We start from the raw sequence: 19,299 nt of genomic DNA on the forward strand, positions 1-19,299 counted from the left end.
CGATCTGACGGTCCGTCATATTAGGAGCGCCCGCACCAGATGCCCAGAGGCAGGAGGCCCTCATGCCCCCCGGGAGCCGGAAAGTCGCGATCACCGGAGTGGCCCTGGCCGACTGCGGCCGCGTGGACGGCACGACCCCCTACGCCCTGCACGCCCAGGCCGCCCGCCGCGCCCTCGCCGACGCGGGCCTGGACCGCGAGCTGATCGACGGCGTGGCCTCCGCCGGCACCGGCACCCTCGCCCCCGCCGAGGTCGCCGAGTACCTGGGCCTGCGCCCCACCTGGGTCGACTCGACCTCGGTCGGCGGCTCCACCTGGGAGGTCATGGCCGCCCACGCGGCCGACGCGATCGCCGCCGGACACGCCAACGCCGTCCTGCTGGTCTACGGCTCCACGGCCCGCGCCGACATCAAGGAGGGTCGTCGCACCGGCACCCTCTCCTTCGGCGCCCGCGGCCCGCTCCAGTTCGAGGTGCCCTACGGCCACACCCTGATCGCCAAGTACGCCATGGCGGCCCGCCGCCACATGATCGAACATGGCACGACCATCGAGCAGTTGGCCCAGGTCGCGGTCCAGGCCCGCGCGAACGCCGCCCTCAACCCCGACGCGATGTTCCGCGACCCGATCACCGTCGACGACGTCCTCTCCGGCCCGATGATCGCGGACCCCTTCACCAAGCTGCACTGCTGCATCCGCTCCGACGGCGGCGCCGCGGTACTGCTCACGGCCGAGGAGTACGTACCGGACTGCCGTACCGCCCCCGTCTGGGTGCTCGGCACCGGGGAGTACGTCTCGCACGTCAGCATGTCCGAGTGGCCCGACTTCACCGTGTCCCCGGCGGCGGTGAGCGGACGGCTGGCCTTCGAGCGGGCCGGGGTGCGGCCGGAGGAGATCGAACTCGCCGAGATCTACGACGCGTTCACCTACATGACGCTGGTCACCCTGGAGGACCTCGGCTTCTGCGGGAAGGGCGAGGGCGGCGCCTTCGTGGAGAAGGGCCGACTGAAGGTCGAGGGCGGGGACCTGCCGGTGAACACGGACGGCGGCGGACTGTCCGCCCAACACCCCGGCATGCGCGGGCTGTTCCTGCTCGTGGAGGCCGTACGGCAGCTGCGCGGCGAGGCGGGAGCACGGCAGGTGCGACGCCGGGACGGGTCGGCACCGGGGCTGGCGGTGGCGTCCGGGACGGGGGGCTGGTTCTGCTCGTCGGGGACGGTGGTGCTGGGGCGTTAGGACCGGGGGCCCTCAGGGCACGGCTCGTATCGCCGCCTCGTCGTTGGCGGTGTCGGGGTCCCTGCGGCCCACGCCCCACGGGCACAGGCGGCGAGAGACGCGAGCAGAAGTACTCCGGCGGCCCCAACTGCCGTACCGGACAGGCGAGTCACCGCACTTCCTCTCGCCGGCGGCCGACGTACTCTGAACTGTATGGCCCTGACTCGCGCACAACGTGAACAGTTCCTGGCCGAGCCGCATGTCGCCGCGCTGGCGGTCGACGCGGGAGAGGGGCGCGCGCCGCTCACCGTGCCGATCTGGTACCAGTACGAACCGGGTGGCGACCTCTGGATCCTGACCGGTGCCGACTCCCGCAAGCACGAGCTGATCCGGGCGGCCGGCCGCTTCTCCCTGCTGGTCGACCGCGTTGAGCCCACCATCCGGTACGTCTCCGTCGAGGGTCCGGTCCTCGACACGCGGCCGGGGACCCTCGACGACCTCCGGGAGATCTCCGCCCGCTACCTGCCGGCCGAGAAGGTGGACGGGTACGTGGAGTTCGCCTCGAAGAACCACGGCGAATCGGTGATCGTCCGGATGCGGCCCGAAAGGTGGGTGACGTCCGACCTCGGTACCGTCTGAGGCATGGCAACGGATCTTCACGAGCTGCTCAGGTCACTGCGGGTGTGGGACCCGGAGGTCACCTCGCTGCCCTCCTTCGACCCCGCCGCCGCGCCCGCGACCCCGCTGGACCTCTTCACCACCTGGTTCGCGGAGGCGGTGGCCGCCGGGCAGACCGAACCGCACACCATGTCCCTCGCGACGGCGGACGCGGAGGGCCGGCCGGACGTACGGACCGTGATGCTGCACGGGGCCGACGCGGACGGCTGGGCCTTCGCGAGCCACTCCCACAGCCGCAAGGGAGGGCACCTGTCGGTACGGCCGTACGCCGCCCTCGGCTTCTACTGGCCGGTCCTTGGCCGGCAGGTGCGGGTGAAGGGGCCGGTGAGCGCGGCACCCTCCGGGGAGGCGGCGGCGGATCTGCACGCCCGCTCGACCGGCGCGCTGGCCGCCGCGCTCACCGGCCGCCAGAGCGAAGTCCTGGGCTCCCTCGACGAGTTGGCGCGGGTGTCCGAGGAGGCGTGGGAGCGGGCGCAGCGGGAGCCCGAGGCGCCGGTTTCGTCCTGGACGCTGTACCGGCTGGTTCCGGACGAGGTGGAGTTCTTCCAGGGGGACGAGCGCAGGCGGCACGTACGGCTCGTCTACCGGCGTACGGACGGCGGTTGGGTCCGGGAACTGCTCTGGCCCTGAAAGTCGTACACCGCGAAGTCCGCGACCGGCCGGTAACCGATGCGCCGGTAGAGGGCGTTGCTGGTCGGGTTGGCCAGGTCGGTGAAGAGCAGCACCTGGTCGGCGCCCCGCTGCCGGGCGAGCCGGCTCACCTCGGCGGTGGCGGCACCGGCGTAACCGCGGCCCCGGAGCGGGGCCGGGGTGTAGACGGGCGCCACCCTGATCTGGCCGGCGACCAGCGGGGTCAGGCCGGCCATGGAGACGGGGGTGCCGTCGGGGGCCTCCCAGAGGGTGACGCCGTCGTGGGCAAGGCGGGCGTCGGTCCAGGACTCGGCGCGCACGCCCTCGCTCTCGCCGACGTCCCGGTTGAACTCGCCGAACCAGCGGACCAGTAAGTCGCGGTCCCGCGTCCCGGCGATCCTCGGCCGGCCTTCCGGGGCCGGCCGCGGCACGGTCAGCGTGCCGAGCCGGTACAGCCGCTGCCGCCGGTACGGCACGGGCGTGGCCCCGGTGCGGCGCCGCCAGGCCTCGGCGAAACCTGCGGCGGTCACGGCCTCGGCGCCGACCCCGGGGACGGCCCGGCCCAGGGCCTCCAGGTGGGCGGCGAGGGAGTCGGCGCGGGCGGCGGTCAGCGGCGTGAGGTACAGCCGGTGGGGCGGGGTCCGGAAGTAGGCCCCGCGCACACTCCCGTCCTCCTCCAGCAGCCCGAGGAAGGGCGCCTCGTCGCCGTACGCCCGGAGCCCGCGGGTGCGCAGTCCCTCGGTCACGGTGAGGAAGACGGTGTGCAGGTCCGGGCGGGAGTGCAGGAACTCTCCGGCGCGGGTGAGGAACTCTTCGAGGTCGTCGGTGGAGTGCCAGGCGTCGGGGCGCATGCTCCATGGTCCTGCGAAGTCGGCCCCGGCGCCCGCGAATTACTCCGGGTCCGTCGCCAGCCGGGCGTGCAGGTGTACGTCCCGGAACGCGTCACGCCGTCCCGCCTCGAACATCGCGCCCCGCAGCGTGCCCTCGTAGCGGAAGCCGCAGCGTTCGGCGATGGTGCAGGAGGCCTCGTGGCCGAGGGCGTGGCCCAGTTCCAGGCGGTGCAGGCCGAGGTCGGTGAGGGCCCAGTGGGCGGCGAGGCGGAGGGCGCGGGTCGCCACGCCGTGGCCGCGGGCCTCGGGGAGCACCCAGTAGCCGACGCGGGCGGTGCGGAAGACGTGGTCGATGACGTTGACGCCGAGGTGTCCGAGGGTCGTCCCGCTCGACTCGTCCGTGATCCGGTACGACGCGCTCGTGCCCTGCGCCGCCTGGTCGGCCCTGCGTCGCATGACGGCACGGGCGCCGTCGAGGTCGTGGATCTGGGTGAGAGGCGTGTTCCATCGCCCGAACTCGGGGTCCAGCGAGCCGCGCAGCCAGTCCTGGGCCTGCGCGTCGGAGTCCGCGTCCCAGGCGCACAGACGCAGGCCGTGGCCGTGCAGCGGGGTGAAGGGGCGGATGAGGTGCTGATCGTCGACGTCGGTCATCCACCCATTCAAACCGCCGCGGTCGTCCGCTGCGGCCTGAACTTCGGCACCCCGTCCGGAAAGACCGCCTCCAGCTCCAGCCCCGCCCGCAGATCCCCCTGCGCACAGTCGACGATCTCCGTCATCATCCGGGGGCCCTCGGCGAGGTCGACGACGGCGGCGGTGTACGGGACGCGGTCCTTGAAGGGCGGCAGGTCGTTGCGGTGGACGACGGACCAGGTGTGGAGCGTGGCGCGGCCGGTCGCCGGGGACCAGGTGACGTCCTCGCTCCAGCAGCGCGGGCAGAATTCGCGGGGGTAGTGGTGGACTTGGGCGCAGGTTCCGCAGCGCCTGAGCATCAACACGCCTCGCGCCGCCGCGTCCCAGTAGGTCCGCGTGAAGGCGTCCGTCTCCGGGAGGTCGTACCGCGCGCCCATCAGAACCAGCCCAGCGCCGCGTCGAGCGACCACGTCTGCCAGGACATCGCGAACAGGGCCACGACCGAGATGAGCGCCATCATCGAGTTCTGTCCCTGCTCGGCCCAGTCGTGGATCATCAGGGTGAAGTAGAGGACGTTCAGGAGCAGGCCGCCGACCAGGGCGAGCGGGGTCAGGAGGCCCAGGATCAGGCCCGCGCCGAGGGCGAGTTCGGCGTAGGCGACGACGTACGCCATGGCCTTGGGCCGCGGTGCGACCATCACCTCGAAGCCGCTGCGGACCGGGGTCCAGCGATGCTTGGCGGCGATGTCCGCGGCCCAGGTGATGCCGCCGCCCTCGAACCACGTGCTCTTGTCCTTGTGCCGCCAGCTCTCCAGCCACCACAGCCCGAGGCCGATGCGCAGGACGGCCAGCCACTGCGCGCCGGTCAGCCAGATCGTGTCCATGAAATCTGACGGTACGTCAGATCCAAGAGACCGGGAAGACCACCGTCACGGTAAGAATCCTGTGCGCACACCGGGAAACTGTGGGTCCCCCATGAGTACCCCGGGATTGTTGGCAATTTTGTCGGAAGCAGCGTTACGTTCGGTCCCGCCAGCGAAAACGCCGAGGGAGCCAACCGTGAAGCACAGGGCCATCAAGCGCAGGAACGTCGTCATCGGGATCGGTGCGGCAGCCGGAGCCGCGGCTGTCGGAGGCATCGCCCTGAACGCCGGCGCGGCGACCGCGAGCTCCACCAGGAGCGGCGACACCGGCCTCGTCTTCGACCCCGACGCCTACACGAAGCTGACGACGACCGTCACCGACACCGAGGGCACCGAGCACGCGGTCACCTACCACTTCTGGAAGGCGATCACCTACGTCTCCAAGCCGGTCGACGCGACCTACCAGTCCCTGATCGTCAGCGCGCCCGTCGAGATCGACGGCACGGCGGTCGACGCGAGCAACGCGCCGATCCTGCTCGCCAACTCCATCGGCGGCTACATGCCGTCCTCCGTGGCGGACGCCACCGGCGTCGGCGGCGGGGCCATGGGCGGCGGCGCCCCCGGCGGCGCCCCCACCGGCAGCGCCGCGCCGAGCGCCTCGACCTCAGCCACGTCCACGTCCACGTCCGCGTCCGCGTCCAACGCCAACCAGAACACGAACGCCACCGGCGGTGCCACGAGCAGCAACCAGCTCCTCGCCCTGGCCGCCGGGTACGTCGTCATCGAGCCCGGCGCCCGCGGCCGTACCCTCAAGAACTCCGCCGGCGAGTACTACGGCACCGCTCCCGCCGCGATCGTCGATCTCAAGGCGGCTGTGCGGTACATCAAGGCCAACAAGGGCCGCATCCCCGGCAACACCGAGCAGATCGTCTCCGCCGGCACCAGCGCGGGCGGCGCCCTGTCCTCCCTGCTCGGCGCCTCCGGCGACAGCCCGCTCTACGACAAGCTCCTCAAGGAGATCGGCGCGGCCGACGCCTCCGACGCCGTCTTCGCGGTGGGCGCCTGGTGCCCGATCACCGACCTGGAGCACGCCGACGGCGCCTACGAGTGGAACTGGGGGACCAACGCCCTCAGCACCGGCAAGCAGGTCGACCAGACGGTCTCCAAGGGCCTCCGGTCGCAGTTCGCCGAGTACCAGGCGAAGTTGCGGCTGCGCGGCCTCAAGGGCTCCGGCTTCGGCACCCTCACCGCACGGAACTACGACGAGTACCTGCTCAAGCAGTACTTGGAGCCCTCGGCCACCACCTACCTCGCTGCCCTGTCGGACTCCGACCGTGAGACCTACCTGGCGAAGAACACCTTCATCACCTGGGACGGCGAGAAGGCCTCCTTCACCTGGGACGGTTTCCTCACCCATGTGGGCGCCCGCAAGAAGTCCGCCCCCGCCTTCGACGCCTTCGACCTGTCGGCCGGCGAGAACAACCTGTTCGGCGCGGGCACCACCCAGAACCGTCACTTCACGGCCTACAGCGCCAAGAACGACACCACCGGCCTCGGCTCCAGGCGGGTCGCGAGCGACATCCCCGAGAAGCTGAACCTGATGAACCCGATGTACCACCTCGTGGAGAAGGTCAACTCCGAGCGCTCCAAGCACTGGTGGATCCGCCTCGGCACCAACGACACCGACACCTCGCACGTCATCTCCGCGAACCTCGCCGCCCGCGCCGAGAACCTCGGCGACGAGGTGAACCACCGCTACTACTGGGACCAGGGCCACGGCGCCAACACCGACCCGGGCGACTTCATCACCTGGATCGCGAAGGTCACGGGCTACAAGAAGGCCACGAAGAAGTAGCCGCCTCCGGTAGGGCACCGTGCTGTGAGGCACCCGTGCCGTAAGGCACCCCGTACCGCGGCCCCGGTTTCCCGTCAGTCTCCGGCCGCCGCACACCACGGCGCCGAGCTCCGCAGCAGCGGGCCCGGCGCCGTGGTCTTTCCGCCATGATCTTTTCCCTGCCCCCACAACCAGGTGACCTACGCCACAGGCCCCACCCGCCCCTCCTACAGGCGTGATCGATCCGCAACCAATTCCCGTCTTGACCGAGACCCATCAACGCGCTGTCTGATTACGCTCGCGCTCATGGCCGACTCCACACCCGCAGACCGCCCCGAGCAGCCCGATCGCCCCGTGTACGTCATCGGCGGCGGCCCGGCCGGGCTCTCCGTCGCGTACGCGCTGCGCGCCCGGGGCGTCCGCGCGGTCGTCCTGGAGAAGTCCGAGCACGTCGGCGCGTCCTGGCGGCGCCACTACGACCGCCTCCACCTGCACACCACGCGCCGCCTGTCGGCCCTGCCCGGCCTGCCGATGCCCCGCCGCTTCGGCCGCTGGGTCGCCCGCGACGGCGTGGTGCGCTACCTGGAGAAGTACGCCGAGTTCCACGAACTGGAGACCGTCACCGGCGTCGAGGTCTCGCGCGTCGAGCGCACCCCCGACGACACCGGCTGGCTGCTGCACGCCACCGGCGGCCGCGAACTGACCGGCGCCGCGGTGGTCGTCGCCACCGGCTACAACCACACCCCGCTGCTGCCCGACTGGCCGGGCCGCGAGGAGTACAAGGGCGAGCTCCTGCACGCCGGCGAGTACCGCAACCCCGAGCCGTACACCGGCCGTGACGTCCTCGTCGTCGGCGTCGGCAACACCGGCGCCGAGATCGCCGTGGACCTGGTCGAGGGCGGCGCCGCACGGGTACGGCTGTCCGTGCGCACCGCCCCGCACATCGTCCGCCGCTCCACGGCAGGCTGGGCCGCCCAGTACACGGGCGTTCTCGTACGGCGGCTGCCGGTCGGCCTCGTGGACCGGCTGGCCCGGCCCATGGCGAAGCTCAGCGTGCCCGACCTGTCCGCGCACGGGCTGCCCCGCCCCGACACCGGGCTCTACAGCCGCGTCAAACAGGGCGCCATCCCGGTCCAGGACGTCGGCCTCATCAACGCGATCCGCAAGGGCAGGGTCGAGGTCGTGGCCGCCGTCGAGGGCTTCGAGGACGGCGAGGTGCTGCTCGCCGACGGCACCCGCGTCAGCCCGGACGCGGTGATCGCGGCGACCGGGTACGCGCGTTCCCTGGAGGGACTCGTCGGCCACCTCGACGTCCTCGACGCGCGCGGCGGCCCGGTCGTCAACGGTGCCCACGCCCCGGAGAACGCCCCCGGCCTCTACTTCACCGGTTACGTCACTCCCATCAGCGGCACCTTCCGGGAAGTGGCGATCGACGCGGAGAAGATCGCGAAGGCCGTCGTGAAGAACGGTGCGGGCCGGCTCTCGCGGCTGCCCGTCTGACGGGGAAGGACGGAGAACACCTCAACTCGCTTCACCGGCGCTCCTGTTACATCTGTGAGAGATGTGACGGGAGCGTTGTCGTGTGCCGCCGTACGGGGCCAGAATGTGAACACTTCTCATGTTCTAGCTCCACACTCTCTCCACCACGGAGGACGCACGTGGCACGCGAAAGACAGCTCCCCCAGCCCTCACAGCCTTCCCGGCCCTCCCAGCCGTCCCGGCTCTCCCGCCGCTCCCTGCTCGGCGGTGCCGCCGCCGCGGCCGGGGCCGCCACCCTCACCGCAACCGCCGCCTCCCCCGCCTTCGCCGCCACCCGTGACGTGGACGTCGCGATCGTCGGCGCCGGTCTCGCCGGGCTCACCGCCGCCCGTGACCTGGTCGCGGGCGGAAAGACGGTCGCCGTACTGGAGGCCCGGGACCGCGTCGGCGGCCGGGTACTCAACCTGAAACTGGCCAACGGCGGTGTCACCGAGGGCGGCGGCGAGTTCATCGGCCCCACCCAGGACCGCATCAAGGCCCTCGCCGACTCGCTGGGCGTGGGGACCTTCGCCACCTACAACACCGGCAACAACCTCCTCTACAAGGACGGCAAGAAAACCCCCTACGCCACCGACGGCCTCCTCGGCTCGGTCCCGCCGATCGACGCGGCCGGCCTCGCCAACGCGGCAATCGTGCAGGCCTCCCTCGACGACATGGCCAAGACGATCCCGCTCGACGCGCCCTGGACCGCCCCCAAGGCCGACGAATGGGACCGGCAGACCTTCGAGAGCTGGCTGCGCGCCAACGCCGTCATCCCGTCGGCCAAGTTCCTCCTGGACGTGGCCTGCACGTCGATCTTCTCGGCCGAACCCCGCGAACTGTCCCTGCTGTTCGTCCTCTTCTACATCGCCGCCGCCGGCAACGAGACCACTCCCGGCACCCTGGAGCGCCTCACCGAGACCGCGGGCGGCGCCCAGGAACTGCGCTTCGTCGGCGGCTCGCAGCTGGTGCCGGTCAAGCTCGCCGCCACGCTGGGCGACCGCGTCATACTGAACGCCCCGGTGCGCACGATCGCCAAGTCCGGCGCGAAGTACGTCGTCACGGCCGACGGGGTCACCGTCACCGCCAAGCGGGTCGTCGTCGCCGTACCCCCGCCGCTCGCGGCCCGCATCACCTACGACCCGCTGCTGCCCGCCGCCCGCGACCAGCTCACCCAGCGCCTCCCGATGGCCTCGGTCGGCAAGGCGATCGCGATCTACGACACCCCCTTCTGGCGGGCGGACGGCCTCAACGGCCAGGTCGTCAGCGACACCGGCGTGATCAGCTCGACCTTCGACAACTCCCCGCCGGACGCCTCGTACGGCGCCCTGATGGGCTTCATCGAGGCCGACGAGGCCCGCAAGTACGACGCGGCGAGCGAGGCGGAGGTCAAGGCGGCCGTCCTCAAGGACTACGTGACGTACTTCGGCTCGAAAGCGGCCTCCCCCACCTCCTTCGTCCTGCAACGCTGGAACAACGAGGCCTACACCCGCGGCGGCCCCGTCTCCATCGGCGCGCCCGGGGTGCTCACCCAGTACGGCCCCGCACTGCGGGCCCCCGTCGGCGGCATCCACTGGGCCGGGACCGAGACGTCGATCCACTGGATGGGCTTCATGGACGGTGCGGTGCGGTCGGGCGAGCGGGTGGCCAAGGAGGTTCTCGCGGTGCTGTAGCCGGCGGGGGTGCTGTGTCCGGCGCGGGTGCTGCTGCCGGCGCGGGTGCCGTGGTCCGCGTCTCAACTTTGCGTGCACGCCCGTTCCTGACACACCGTCAGTTCTGTAATCTGACTGTGCGTCAGTTATTCAGGCTGTCACACAGGAGCGGGCGGACCGATGCTTGGATCAACCCACGGCACCCTCACCACCGACTCCCGCCGGGCCCGGGTCATCGCGTGCGGCGAGCAACCCGGGCCCGCCGTCCACGGCCGGCCCGCCGAGGTCGACGATCTCGACGTCGGCGGCCGGCCGCTGTATGCCGACGTCCCCGATCTGGACCGCTTCTTCCGTCCGGAGTCGGTCGCCGTGATCGGCGCCTCGGACACCGAGGGCCGCCCGAACACGGGCGTCACCCGGCAGTTGATCGACTGGGCGGACCGGGTCGGCGCCCGGCTGCACCCGGTGCATCCGACCCGCCCGGCCGTCTTCGGCATCCCCTGTGTGGCCGCCGTGTCCGAGCTGCCCGAGCAGGTCGATCTCGCTGTGCTGCTGGTCGCCGATCCTCTCCCGCTGATCGAGCAACTGGCCGAGGTCAAGGTGAAGTTCGCGGTCGTCTTCGCCTCCGGGTTCGCCGAGACCGGTGAGGAGGGAGCGGCCGCCCAGGAGCGTCTCGCGGCCGCCGTGGCGCAGTCCGGGATGCGGCTGCTGGGGCCCAACACCAACCTGAACGCCTTCTCGTCGTTCCGCGAGGACCTCGACGGCCCGGGCATCGCCCTGATCACCCAGTCCGGCCACCAGGGCCGCCCGGTGTACGCCCTCCAGGAACTCGGCATCCGCCTCACCCACTGGGCCCCCACCGGCAACGAGGCCGATCTGGAGACCGCGGACTTCCTGTCCTACTTCGCCGAACGCCCCGAGGTCGGCGCCATCGCCTGCTACCTGGAGGGACTGAAGGACGGCCGCTCCTTCCTGCTCGCCGCCGACCGGGCCGCCCGCCGCAAGGTACCGGTCGTCGCGGTCAAGGTCGGCCGCACCGAGACCGGCGCCCGCACGGCCGCCTCCCACACCGGCAAACTCACCGGCGCGGACACCGTGGTGGACGCCGCGATGCGCCAGTACGGCGTGATCCGTGTCGACGGACTCGACGAACTCCAGGACACTGCCGCCCTGTTGGCTCGCGCGAAGCCGCCGCGCGCCGAGGGGGTCGTCGTCTACTCGATCTCGGGCGGCACCGGCGCGCACTTCGCCGACCTGGCGACGGAGGCGGGGCTGGGTCTGCCCACCCTCTCGGAGGCCAAGCAGGCCGAACTGCACCAGTGGATACCGGAGTTCCTGAGCGTGGCCAACCCCGTCGACAACGGCGGGCACCCGGTCGGTGACTGGCGTGGCCGGAAGATCATCGACGCGATCCTCGCGGACCCGTCGGTCGGGGTGCTGATCTGCCCGGTCACCGGGCCCTTTCCTCCCCTGAGCGACCGGCTGGTCCAGGACCTGGTGGACGCGGCGGAGCAGACCGACAAGCTGGTGTGCGTGGTGTGGGGCTCGCCCGTCGGCACCGAGCCGGCCTACCGCGAGGTCCTGCTCGGCTCGTCCCGGGTGGCCACCTTCCGCACGGTCGGCAACTGCATCACCGCCGTGCGCGCCTACCTCGACCACCACCGCTTCGTCGCCGGCTACCGCTCCCCCTTCGACGAGGCCCCGCGCACCCCGTCGCCCTCCTTCCGCAAGGCGCAGGCTCTGATGCGCCCCGGCCAGCAGCTGAGCGAGCACGCGGCGAAGCAACTGCTGCGGGCCTACGGGATCCGGGTGCCGCGCGAGCAGCTGGTGACCAGCGCGGCGGCGGCCGTCCGTGCGGCCGGCCTGGTCGGCTACCCGGTCGTGATGAAGGCGTCCGGCGCGAAGATCGCCCACAAGACGGAGCTCGGCCTGGTGAAGATCGGCCTGACCTCGGCGAGCCAGGTCCGGGACGCCTACCGCGAGTTGACCGACATCGCCCGCTACGAGGACGTCTCCCTGGACGGTGTCCTGGTCTGCCAGATGGTCGAGCGGGGCGTCGAGATGGTCGTCGGGGCCGCGCACGACGAGCTGTTCGGGCCGACGGTGACGGTCGGGCTCGGCGGGGTCCTGGTCGAGGTGCTGCGGGACACTGCCGTACGGGTGCCGCCCTTCGGTGAGGAGCAGGCCCGGGACATGCTCGGAGATCTGCGCGGGCGGGCGCTTCTGGACGGGGTCCGGGGGCGGCCGCCCGCGGATCTCGACGCGCTCGTGGAGGTCGTGCTCCGGGTGCAGCGGATGGTGCTGGAGCTCGGGGACGAGCTCGCGGAGCTGGACATCAATCCGTTGATGGTGCTTCCCCGGGGGCAGGGGGCGGTGGCGCTGGACGCGTTGGTGGTGTGCCGGTGAGCGAGGTGACGCACACCGTCGACGGCCACGTCTCGTACGTCACCCTGAACCGGCCCGAGGTGCTCAACGCCCTCACGCCCGGCCAGCGGGATCGGCTGATCGAGCTGTTCGCGAGCGCGTCGGCCGATCCGGACGTACGGGCGGTGGTCCTCACCGGTACGGGGCGCGGCTTCTGCGCGGGCGCGGACCTGCGGGGCGCACCCGCGGCCGCGGCCCCCGGTGACGTGGCCCGGACGATCCGCCTCGGCGCCCAGCGGCTGATCGCCGCCGTCCTCGACTGCGAGAAGCCGGTCATCGCGGCGGTGAACGGCACCGCGGCCGGCATCGGCGCGCATCTCGCCTTCGCCTGCGACCTGGTCCTGGCCGCCGAATCGGCGCGTTTCATCGAGGTGTTCGTACGCCGGGGCCTGGTCCCGGACGGTGGCGGCGCGTATCTCCTGACCCGTCTGCTCGGCCCTCAGCGCGCCAAGGAGCTGATGTTCTTCGGCGACGCGCTCGGCGCCGCCGACGCCGAGCGCCTGGGTCTGGTCAACCGTGTGGTCCCGGACCAGGAGTTGGACAAGGCGGCCCGCGAGTGGGCCACCCGCCTGGCCACCGGGCCGACCCGGGCCCTTGCCCTGACCAAGCAGCTCGTGAACGCCTCCCTGGACAGCGACCGCGCCACCGCGTTCGCCGCGGAGGCCGCCGCGCAGGAGATCAACATGACGACGGCGGACGCGAAGGAGGGCGTGGCGAGCTTCGTGGAGCGCAGGAGCCCCGAGTACCGGGGCCGTTGACGGCTCAGTCCCGCGTCAGGATGCGCACCACCGGCGCGTCCGGGTCGCCGAACGGCACGAACAGCTCGGGCGCGGCCTCGCTCCCGCCGATCCTCCAGTACGTCTCGCGCCCGCATCCGCCGTCCAGCCGTACGACGACACCGGGACGTCCTCCGGAGCCGGTGGTGTAGGGGTCGTGGCCGCCCGTGCCGTCGAGCAGCCAGGTGCCGGTGCCGTCGCACACGGTGTAGGGGCGGGCGGCGTAAGGGTCGCCCGCGCCGGTCTCGAACTCGGCGGGGAGGTGGATGAGTTGGGCCCGGCCGCGCGTGCCCAGGCGCAGGACCGCGCCGTCCTCGCCCCGCCAGACCCCGGTGACCTGCCCGGCGGACAGCACGGGAGGCTCGTACTCGTCGACGATCCCCGTGACCGTGGCCAGCACTCCGCCGAGGAGCGTCAGGAGGAACAGGCCGACGGAGGCGAACAGCGCGGGCAGGCAGGTGCCCCCCAGGCTCCGGGTCCGTCTGCGCAGCCATCCCAGGCCGAGCACCGGGAGCACGCCGAGGGCGGCGAAGAGGGGCGCGGTGGTGGTGAACGGCCAGTTCCACAGCAGGGCGAGCGCGGCCCAGGCCACGCCGAGGACCGAGGTGAGGCCCAGGTGCCAGACCCACACCGGTCCCCGCGCCCGACGGGCGGCCCGGCGCGCGAGCAGCTCCGCGGGCAGCACCTGGACGAGGGCGTGCAGGAGGCCGAGGACCGGCAGGCACAGCGGTGCCACGACCAGGAGGCACAGCAGGCCGAACACGGCGAGGGCCCCGGTGGCGCCCGCGTACGCGTAGTTGTCGCCCAGCTGATCCCTGATCCACCAGATCAGTCCGATCGCCGGGAACTGCGCCGCGCACACCGCTGCGGCCTCGAAGATCCGTCTGTTGCCCCACCCCATGGCCGCAGCGTACGTCCGCCCCTCCGCGCGCCTGCCCGCCCCCTTCCCATCTGACACACCGTCAGCTTCAATGGGAGATGTGATGGGACAAGCGGGGACGGCGGAAGCGGCCGTCCGTTACCTCAGGTCCGGCAGGGCCCTCGCCGTGGAGGCGCTGCCCCGCCCGGAGCTGCGGTGTGTGCGCGAGGACGAGCGGGCACCGGTCGACCCGGCCGAGTTCCGGCGTGTGCTGGGCGAGTTCGCGACCGGGGTCACGGTGATCACGGCTCCCGGCACGCCTCCCGCCGGCTTCGCCTGCCAGTCCTTCTCCTCCCTCTCCCTCGACCCACCGCTCGTCGCCTTCATGGTGGGCCGTACGTCGACGACCTGGCCGCGCGTCGCCCGGGCGGGCGTCTTCTGCGTAAACGTCCTGAGCGCGGACCAGGGCGTGCTGTGCAGGGCGTTCGCGGTGAGCGGCGCGGACAAGTTCGCGGGCGTGACCCACGACCCGGCCCCGGGCTCCGGCTCCCCGCGCCTGGCGGGCACGCTCGCGTGGATCGACTGCACGATCCACGCGGTGCACACCGGCGGTGACCATCTCATCGTGGTGGGCCGGGTGGACGCGCTGGGCGCGGGCGAGGGCGAGGCCCCGCTGCTGTTCCACCGGGGGCGGTTCCTCTAGGCCGCCGCCAGGGGAACGGGGACCGGCCGCCGCCGGATGACGAGCGCCATCAGCGCCGCCGCCGCGCACAGCGCTCCCGACGCGTACCAGACCATGTCGTACGTGCCGAACACGTCCCGGGCCACACCGCCGAGGAAGGCGATCAGGGCCGCGCCGACCTGGTGGGAGGCGAGGACCCAGCCGAAGACGATCGCGCTGTCGTCGCCGTACTGCTCACGGCACAGGGCAACCGTGGGCGGGACGGTCGCGACCCAGTCGAGGCCGTAGAAGACGATGAAGAAGAGCATCGGCGGGTGGACCGAGGGGGCCAGCAGCATGGGCAGGAACAGCAGCGAGATGCCGCGCAGGGCGTAGTAGACGGCGAGCAGGCGGCGGGGCTCGAAGCGGTCGGTGAACCAGCCGGAGGCGACCGTGCCGACGACGTCGAAGACGCCGATGACCGCGAGCAGCGAGGCCGCGGCCGTCACGGGCATGCCGTGGTCGTGGGCGGCGGGCACGAAGTGGGTCTGGATCAGGCCGTTGGTGGAGGCGCCGCAGATCGCGAAGGTGCCGGCGAGCAGCCAGAAGGGGCCGGTGCGGGCGGCCTTGAAGAGGACCTTGACGGTCCGGCGGGCGGCACCGGGCACGGGTGCCGGCTTCGGCACGAACTCCTGGGCGCCGTACGGCTTCAGGCCCACGTCGGCCGGGTGGTCGCGCAGCAGCAGCCAGACGAAGGGGACGACCGCGAGGGCGGCGAGCGCGACGGTGATCGCCGCCGGACGCCAGTCGTGCTTCTCCACCATCCAGGACAGCACCGGCAGGAAGATCAGCTGGCCGGAGGCGGAGGCGGCGGTCAGGATGCCGGTGACCAGGCCGCGCCGCTCGGTGAACCAGCGGTTGGTGACGGTCGCGGCGAAGGCCAGCGCCATCGAGCCGCTGCCGAGGCCGACGAGCAGGCCCCAGTAGAGCATCAGCTGCCAGGCGGCCGTCATCCACACGGTCAGGCCCGAACCGACGGCGATCACGGTCAGTGCGACGGCGACGACCCGCCGGATGCCGAAGCGGTCCATCAGCGCCGCCGCGAAGGGCGCGGTCAGGCCGTACAGCGCGAGGTTGACGGAGACGGCCGCGCTGATGGTGCCGCGCGACCAGCCGAAGTCGTCGTGCAGGGGGTCGATGAGCAGGCCCGGCAGGGAGCGGAAGGCGGCCGCGCCGATGATCGTCACGAAGGCGACGGCGGCCACGAACCAGGCGCGGTGGACACGTCCGGGCTGCTTCTCCGCCCCGGACGTCTGGACGGCGGCTTCGGTTGTCTGGGTCACGACATAGAGCGTGGGGCCTGCGGCCCGCCCGATCCATTGGCCCGAAGGACAGCATTCGTTAGGATCGGGCCATGAGCCGTGACCGTCAGGTCCCCAGCGACCCGGAGTTCCGCCCGCACCGCGTGGTCGTCCTGGCCATGGACGGTGTCCTGCCGTTCGAGCTGGGCATCCCGCACCGGATCTTCGGCCGCCCCAGGGACGCCGAGGGACGCCTGCTGTACGAGGTCGTCACCTGCTCGATCCGCCCGCCCGGCCCGGTGCAGACCGACGCCGACTTCGCCGTCCAGGTCGAGCACGGCCCGGAGACCCTGGCCACCGCCGACACCGTGATCGTCCCGGCGTCCTACGAACTGGGCCCGGTCTTCGAGCAGGGCGTGCTGACCGGTGAACTGGCCGCCGCCCTCGCCCACATCCGCCCCGGCACCCGGCTCGCCTCCATCTGCACCGGCGTCTACGTCCTGGCCGCCGCCGGTTACCTCGACGGCCGCCCCGCGACCACGCACTGGGCCGACTCCGACCGTCTCCAGCGGCTCTTCCCGCAGATCAAGGTGGACCCGGACGTCCTGTTCATCGACGACGGGGACGTCCTGACCTCCGCGGGCGTCGCCGCCGGCATCGACCTGTGCCTGCACATGGTGCGCCACGACCACGGCACGGCGATCGCGAATGACGTGGCCCGCCGCACCGTCGTACCGCCGCACCGCGACGGCGGGCAGGCGCAGTACATCCACCGGCCGGTGCCCGACCCGCAGCAGTCGACGACGACCTCGGCCCGCGCCTGGGCGCTCGGCCGCCTCCACGAGCCGATCCAGCTGCGGGACATGGCCGAGCAGGAGGCCATGTCGGTGCGCACCTTCACCCGCCGCTTCCGCGAGGAGGTGGGCGTCAGCCCCGGCCAGTGGCTCACCCAGCAACGTGTGGAACGCGCCCGGCACCTCCTGGAGTCCACCGACCTCTCCGTCGACCAGGTCGCCCACGACGCCGGCTTCGGCACCGCCCAGTCCATGCGCCAGCACCTGCAGACGGCCCTCGGCGTCACTCCGACCGCGTATCGCCGCACGTTCCGGTCCGCCGGCGCAAGCCCCGCCTCCCCTTCCGGGCGCTACGACGACGTCGGCACCCTGGGCTGGAACGTAAGCACCCCCCGTGCCACCCGCCCCGCCTCCGCGTCCCCGACCGCCTTCTCGAAGTCCTCGATCGGGTAGGTCTCGGTGATCAGTTCGTCCAGGAGCAGCCGTCCCTGGCGGTAGAGGTCCGCGTACAGCGGGATGTCCCGCTGGGGCCGCGACGATCCGTAGCGGCAGCCGAGGATGGACTTGTCCAGGAACATCGAGGAGACGACGAAGGATGCCTGGGCGCCCGCCGCCGGAACCCCCAGCAGGACCGCCTGCCCGTGCCGGTCGAGCAAGTCGACGGCGGCGCGCACGAGTTCGACCCGGCCGACGCACTCGAAGGCCTGGTCCACCCCGTGCGGCAGCAGGTCCCGCACCCCGTCCGTCGAGGTCAGGAAGTCCGTCGCCCCGAACTGCCGGGCCGCCGCCTCCTTCGCCGGGTTGGCGTCCACCGCCACGATCCGCGACGCCCCCGCGATCCGGGCACCCTGGATGACGTTGAGCCCGATGCCCCCGGTCCCGATCACCAGCACGCTCTCCCCGCGGTCCACCCGGGCCCGGTTGAGCACAGCCCCCACCCCGGTCAGCACCCCGCACCCGATGAGCGCGGCGGACGTCAGGGGAATGTCCTTCGGGATCCGGACCGCCTGCACGGCCTTCACCACGGTCCGTTCCGCGAAGGCGGAGTTGCACGCGAACTGGAACACCGGCTCCCCGCCCCGCGAGAACGGCTTCTGGGGCCGCCCGATGGCCTTGCGGCACATGGTCGGCCGCCCCCGGTCGCAGTCCGCGCAGGCCCCGCAGTTGGCGAGGGTGGACAGCGCCACGTGGTCACCGGGCCCGACATGCGTGACCCCTTCCCCCACCGTCTCCACCACGCCCGCGCCCTCATGTCCCAGCACCACGGGCACCGGAAACGGGATGGTCCCGTCCACGACGGACAGGTCGCTGTGGCACAGCCCGGCCGCCGCGATCGCCACCCGCACCTCGCCCGGCCCCGGATCCCGCACCTCCAGATCGTCGACGACCTGGATCTGCCTCCCGTCGAACAGCACGCCGCGCATCAGACGACCCCCTTGGGTTCCCTGGGCAGACCGAGCACGCGCTCGGCGATGATGGTGCGCTGGATCTGGTCGGAGCCGCCGTAGATGGTGTCGGCCCGCGAGAACAGGAACAGCTGCTGCAGCGCGTCGAGTTCGTACGGCGAGGAAGGCGACCAGTCCCCGGGCCCGACCGTCGCCTCCGCCCCCCGCACGAGCATCGCCAGCTCCCCGAGCCGCTGATGCCAGCCCGCCCACAGCAGCTTGGCCACGCTGGATGCCCCGGCGTCCCCCGAACCCCCCAGTGTCCGCAGGGCGTTCCACCGCATGGTCCGCAACTCGGCCCACTGCCGCACGAGCAGAGCGCGTACGACGGGATCGTCGACCGCGCCCGTGCGCACGGCGGCCTGCACCACCCGGGTCAACTCCTGCGCGAATCCCACCTGCTGGGCCAGCGTGGACACCCCGCGCTCGAACCCCAACAGGCTCATCGCCACCTGCCAGCCCTGCCCCTCGCCCCCGACGACATGCTCGGCACGCGCGTGTGCCCCGTCGAAGAAGACCTCGTTGAACTCACTGGTCCCGGTCATCTGCCGAATCGGCCGCACCTCGATGCGCCCGGGCTGGTCCATGGGAACGAGGAGAAAGGTCAGCCCATGGTGCCGGCGCGACTGCGGATCGGTCCGGGCGAGCACGAAACACCAGTCCGCCTCATGAGCGAGGGACGTCCAGATCTTCTGCCCGCTGATCCGGTACGTCCCGTCCTCGGCCCGCGTGGCCCTGGTCCGCACCCCGGCGAGGTCGGACCCCGCCCCGGGTTCGCTGTACCCCTGGCACCACAGCTCCTCCCCGGCGGCGACGGGAGGAAGGAAGCGCGCCTTCTGCTCGTCACTGCCGTGCGCGAGAAGAGTGGGCGCGAGCAGTTTCTCCCCGATGTGCCCGGACCGCGCGGGCGCCCCGGACCGCGCATACTCCTCGGCCCAGACGACCTGCTGGGTAAGGGTGGCAGTCCGGTTCCCGTACCCACCTTCCGACCAACCGAGCCCAATCCACCCGGCCTTCCCAAGGGCCCGCTCCCAGACCCGCCGATCCTGAGCTCCGTCCAGGTGGGCGGAGAGCCATTCCCTCACTTCTCCTCGAAACGCCTCGTCCTCACCGGTAAACCCGAAGTCCACAAGGCTCTCCTCTCAACGCCGGTCGCGATGACCCACCTAGGGGCGCGGGGAACTGCGCGACAAG

At 72.0% G+C, this 19,299-nt stretch carries 18 protein-coding genes; 10 read left to right on the forward strand and 8 right to left on the reverse strand.

The window, feature by feature from the left end; genetic code table 11:
- Positions 1 to 62: 62 nt before the first annotated feature.
- The 3 genes from ACZ39I_RS24985 to ACZ39I_RS24995 all read left to right on the forward strand — a co-directional run bounded on the left by ACZ39I_RS24985 (position 63) and on the right by ACZ39I_RS24995 (position 2,519).
- On the forward strand, positions 63 to 1,232 hold the full coding sequence (locus ACZ39I_RS24985; protein WP_467246589.1) for a thiolase C-terminal domain-containing protein: 1,170 nt from the start codon (positions 63 to 65) through the stop codon (positions 1,230 to 1,232).
- A 192-nt stretch (positions 1,233 to 1,424) separates the two neighbouring features.
- Positions 1,425 to 1,850, forward strand: coding sequence for a pyridoxamine 5'-phosphate oxidase family protein (locus ACZ39I_RS24990; RefSeq protein WP_352388612.1), 426 nt, complete (start codon positions 1,425 to 1,427; stop codon positions 1,848 to 1,850).
- A 3-nt stretch (positions 1,851 to 1,853) separates the two neighbouring features.
- Positions 1,854 to 2,519 (forward strand): pyridoxine/pyridoxamine 5'-phosphate oxidase, encoded by a 666-nt coding sequence (locus ACZ39I_RS24995; protein WP_467246590.1) that lies wholly within the window; start codon positions 1,854 to 1,856, stop codon positions 2,517 to 2,519.
- Here the strand turns inward: ACZ39I_RS24995 and ACZ39I_RS25000 are convergent.
- The 4 genes from ACZ39I_RS25000 to ACZ39I_RS25015 are packed head-to-tail and all read right to left on the reverse strand — an operon-like array spanning position 2,471 to position 4,862.
- Positions 2,471 to 3,370, reverse strand: coding sequence for a GNAT family N-acetyltransferase (locus tag ACZ39I_RS25000; protein WP_467246591.1), 900 nt, complete (start codon positions 3,368 to 3,370; stop codon positions 2,471 to 2,473). The two genes, ACZ39I_RS24995 and ACZ39I_RS25000, sit on opposite strands and share 49 nt — an antisense overlap.
- Before the next feature lie 39 nt (positions 3,371 to 3,409).
- Complete coding sequence (locus ACZ39I_RS25005) at positions 3,410 to 4,000, reverse strand: GNAT family N-acetyltransferase (protein WP_467246592.1); 591 nt, start codon at positions 3,998 to 4,000, stop codon at positions 3,410 to 3,412.
- 8 nt (positions 4,001 to 4,008) lie between these two features.
- Positions 4,009 to 4,416 carry a Zn-ribbon domain-containing OB-fold protein gene (locus ACZ39I_RS25010; RefSeq protein WP_467246593.1) on the reverse strand — a complete coding sequence of 136 codons (408 nt, stop codon included), beginning with the start codon at positions 4,414 to 4,416 and terminating at the stop codon, positions 4,009 to 4,011.
- The gene (locus ACZ39I_RS25015; RefSeq protein WP_467246594.1) at positions 4,416 to 4,862 is read right to left on the reverse strand and encodes a DoxX family membrane protein; all 447 of its coding nucleotides are present in this window, start codon (positions 4,860 to 4,862) and stop codon (positions 4,416 to 4,418) included. The genes ACZ39I_RS25010 and ACZ39I_RS25015 overlap by 1 nt, the downstream gene beginning before the upstream one ends.
- Before the next feature lie 175 nt (positions 4,863 to 5,037).
- Between ACZ39I_RS25015 and ACZ39I_RS25020 the strand changes: the two genes are divergently transcribed.
- The 5 genes from ACZ39I_RS25020 to ACZ39I_RS25040 all read left to right on the forward strand — a co-directional run bounded on the left by ACZ39I_RS25020 (position 5,038) and on the right by ACZ39I_RS25040 (position 13,027).
- Positions 5,038 to 6,696, forward strand: a complete 1,659-nt coding sequence (locus tag ACZ39I_RS25020; RefSeq protein WP_467246595.1) for a subtype B tannase — start codon at positions 5,038 to 5,040, stop codon at positions 6,694 to 6,696.
- A 285-nt stretch (positions 6,697 to 6,981) separates the two neighbouring features.
- Positions 6,982 to 8,175 (forward strand): flavin-containing monooxygenase, encoded by a 1,194-nt coding sequence (locus ACZ39I_RS25025; RefSeq protein ID WP_467246596.1) that lies wholly within the window; start codon positions 6,982 to 6,984, stop codon positions 8,173 to 8,175.
- Between the two features lie 158 nt (positions 8,176 to 8,333).
- Positions 8,334 to 9,866 carry a flavin monoamine oxidase family protein gene (locus ACZ39I_RS25030; RefSeq protein WP_467246598.1) on the forward strand — a complete coding sequence of 511 codons (1,533 nt, stop codon included), beginning with the start codon at positions 8,334 to 8,336 and terminating at the stop codon, positions 9,864 to 9,866.
- 159 nt (positions 9,867 to 10,025) lie between these two features.
- Positions 10,026 to 12,251 (forward strand): acetate--CoA ligase family protein, encoded by a 2,226-nt coding sequence (locus ACZ39I_RS25035; RefSeq protein WP_467246600.1) that lies wholly within the window; start codon positions 10,026 to 10,028, stop codon positions 12,249 to 12,251.
- A complete protein-coding gene (locus ACZ39I_RS25040; protein WP_467246602.1) occupies positions 12,242 to 13,027 on the forward strand; it encodes an enoyl-CoA hydratase/isomerase family protein in 786 nt (261 codons plus the stop codon). The genes ACZ39I_RS25035 and ACZ39I_RS25040 overlap by 10 nt, the downstream gene beginning before the upstream one ends.
- A 4-nt stretch (positions 13,028 to 13,031) precedes the next feature.
- On the opposite strand, the gene ACZ39I_RS25045 is transcribed toward ACZ39I_RS25040, so the two are convergent.
- A complete protein-coding gene (locus ACZ39I_RS25045) occupies positions 13,032 to 13,946 on the reverse strand; it encodes a hypothetical protein (protein ID WP_467246604.1) in 915 nt (304 codons plus the stop codon).
- Between the two features lie 82 nt (positions 13,947 to 14,028).
- Between ACZ39I_RS25045 and ACZ39I_RS25050 the strand changes: the two genes are divergently transcribed.
- The gene (locus ACZ39I_RS25050; protein ID WP_467246606.1) at positions 14,029 to 14,607 is read left to right on the forward strand and encodes a flavin reductase family protein; all 579 of its coding nucleotides are present in this window, start codon (positions 14,029 to 14,031) and stop codon (positions 14,605 to 14,607) included.
- Here the strand turns inward: ACZ39I_RS25050 and ACZ39I_RS25055 are convergent.
- A complete protein-coding gene (locus tag ACZ39I_RS25055) occupies positions 14,604 to 15,908 on the reverse strand; it encodes an MFS transporter (protein ID WP_467246608.1) in 1,305 nt (434 codons plus the stop codon). The genes ACZ39I_RS25050 and ACZ39I_RS25055 overlap by 4 nt on opposite strands.
- A gap of 71 nt (positions 15,909 to 15,979) precedes the next feature.
- Between ACZ39I_RS25055 and ACZ39I_RS25060 the strand changes: the two genes are divergently transcribed.
- Positions 15,980 to 17,113 carry a GlxA family transcriptional regulator gene (locus ACZ39I_RS25060; protein WP_467246610.1) on the forward strand — a complete coding sequence of 378 codons (1,134 nt, stop codon included), beginning with the start codon at positions 15,980 to 15,982 and terminating at the stop codon, positions 17,111 to 17,113.
- Here the strand turns inward: ACZ39I_RS25060 and ACZ39I_RS25065 are convergent.
- Both ACZ39I_RS25065 and ACZ39I_RS25070 read right to left on the reverse strand, forming a co-directional pair.
- On the reverse strand, positions 17,011 to 18,084 hold the full coding sequence (locus ACZ39I_RS25065; protein ID WP_467246612.1) for a Zn-dependent alcohol dehydrogenase: 1,074 nt from the start codon (positions 18,082 to 18,084) through the stop codon (positions 17,011 to 17,013). The two genes, ACZ39I_RS25060 and ACZ39I_RS25065, sit on opposite strands and share 103 nt — an antisense overlap.
- Positions 18,084 to 19,235, reverse strand: a complete 1,152-nt coding sequence (locus ACZ39I_RS25070; protein WP_467246613.1) for an acyl-CoA dehydrogenase family protein — start codon at positions 19,233 to 19,235, stop codon at positions 18,084 to 18,086. The genes ACZ39I_RS25065 and ACZ39I_RS25070 overlap by 1 nt, the downstream gene beginning before the upstream one ends.
- Positions 19,236 to 19,299 lie beyond the last annotated feature (64 nt).

This window comes from Streptomyces sp. NPDC024687 (assembly GCF_055559055.1).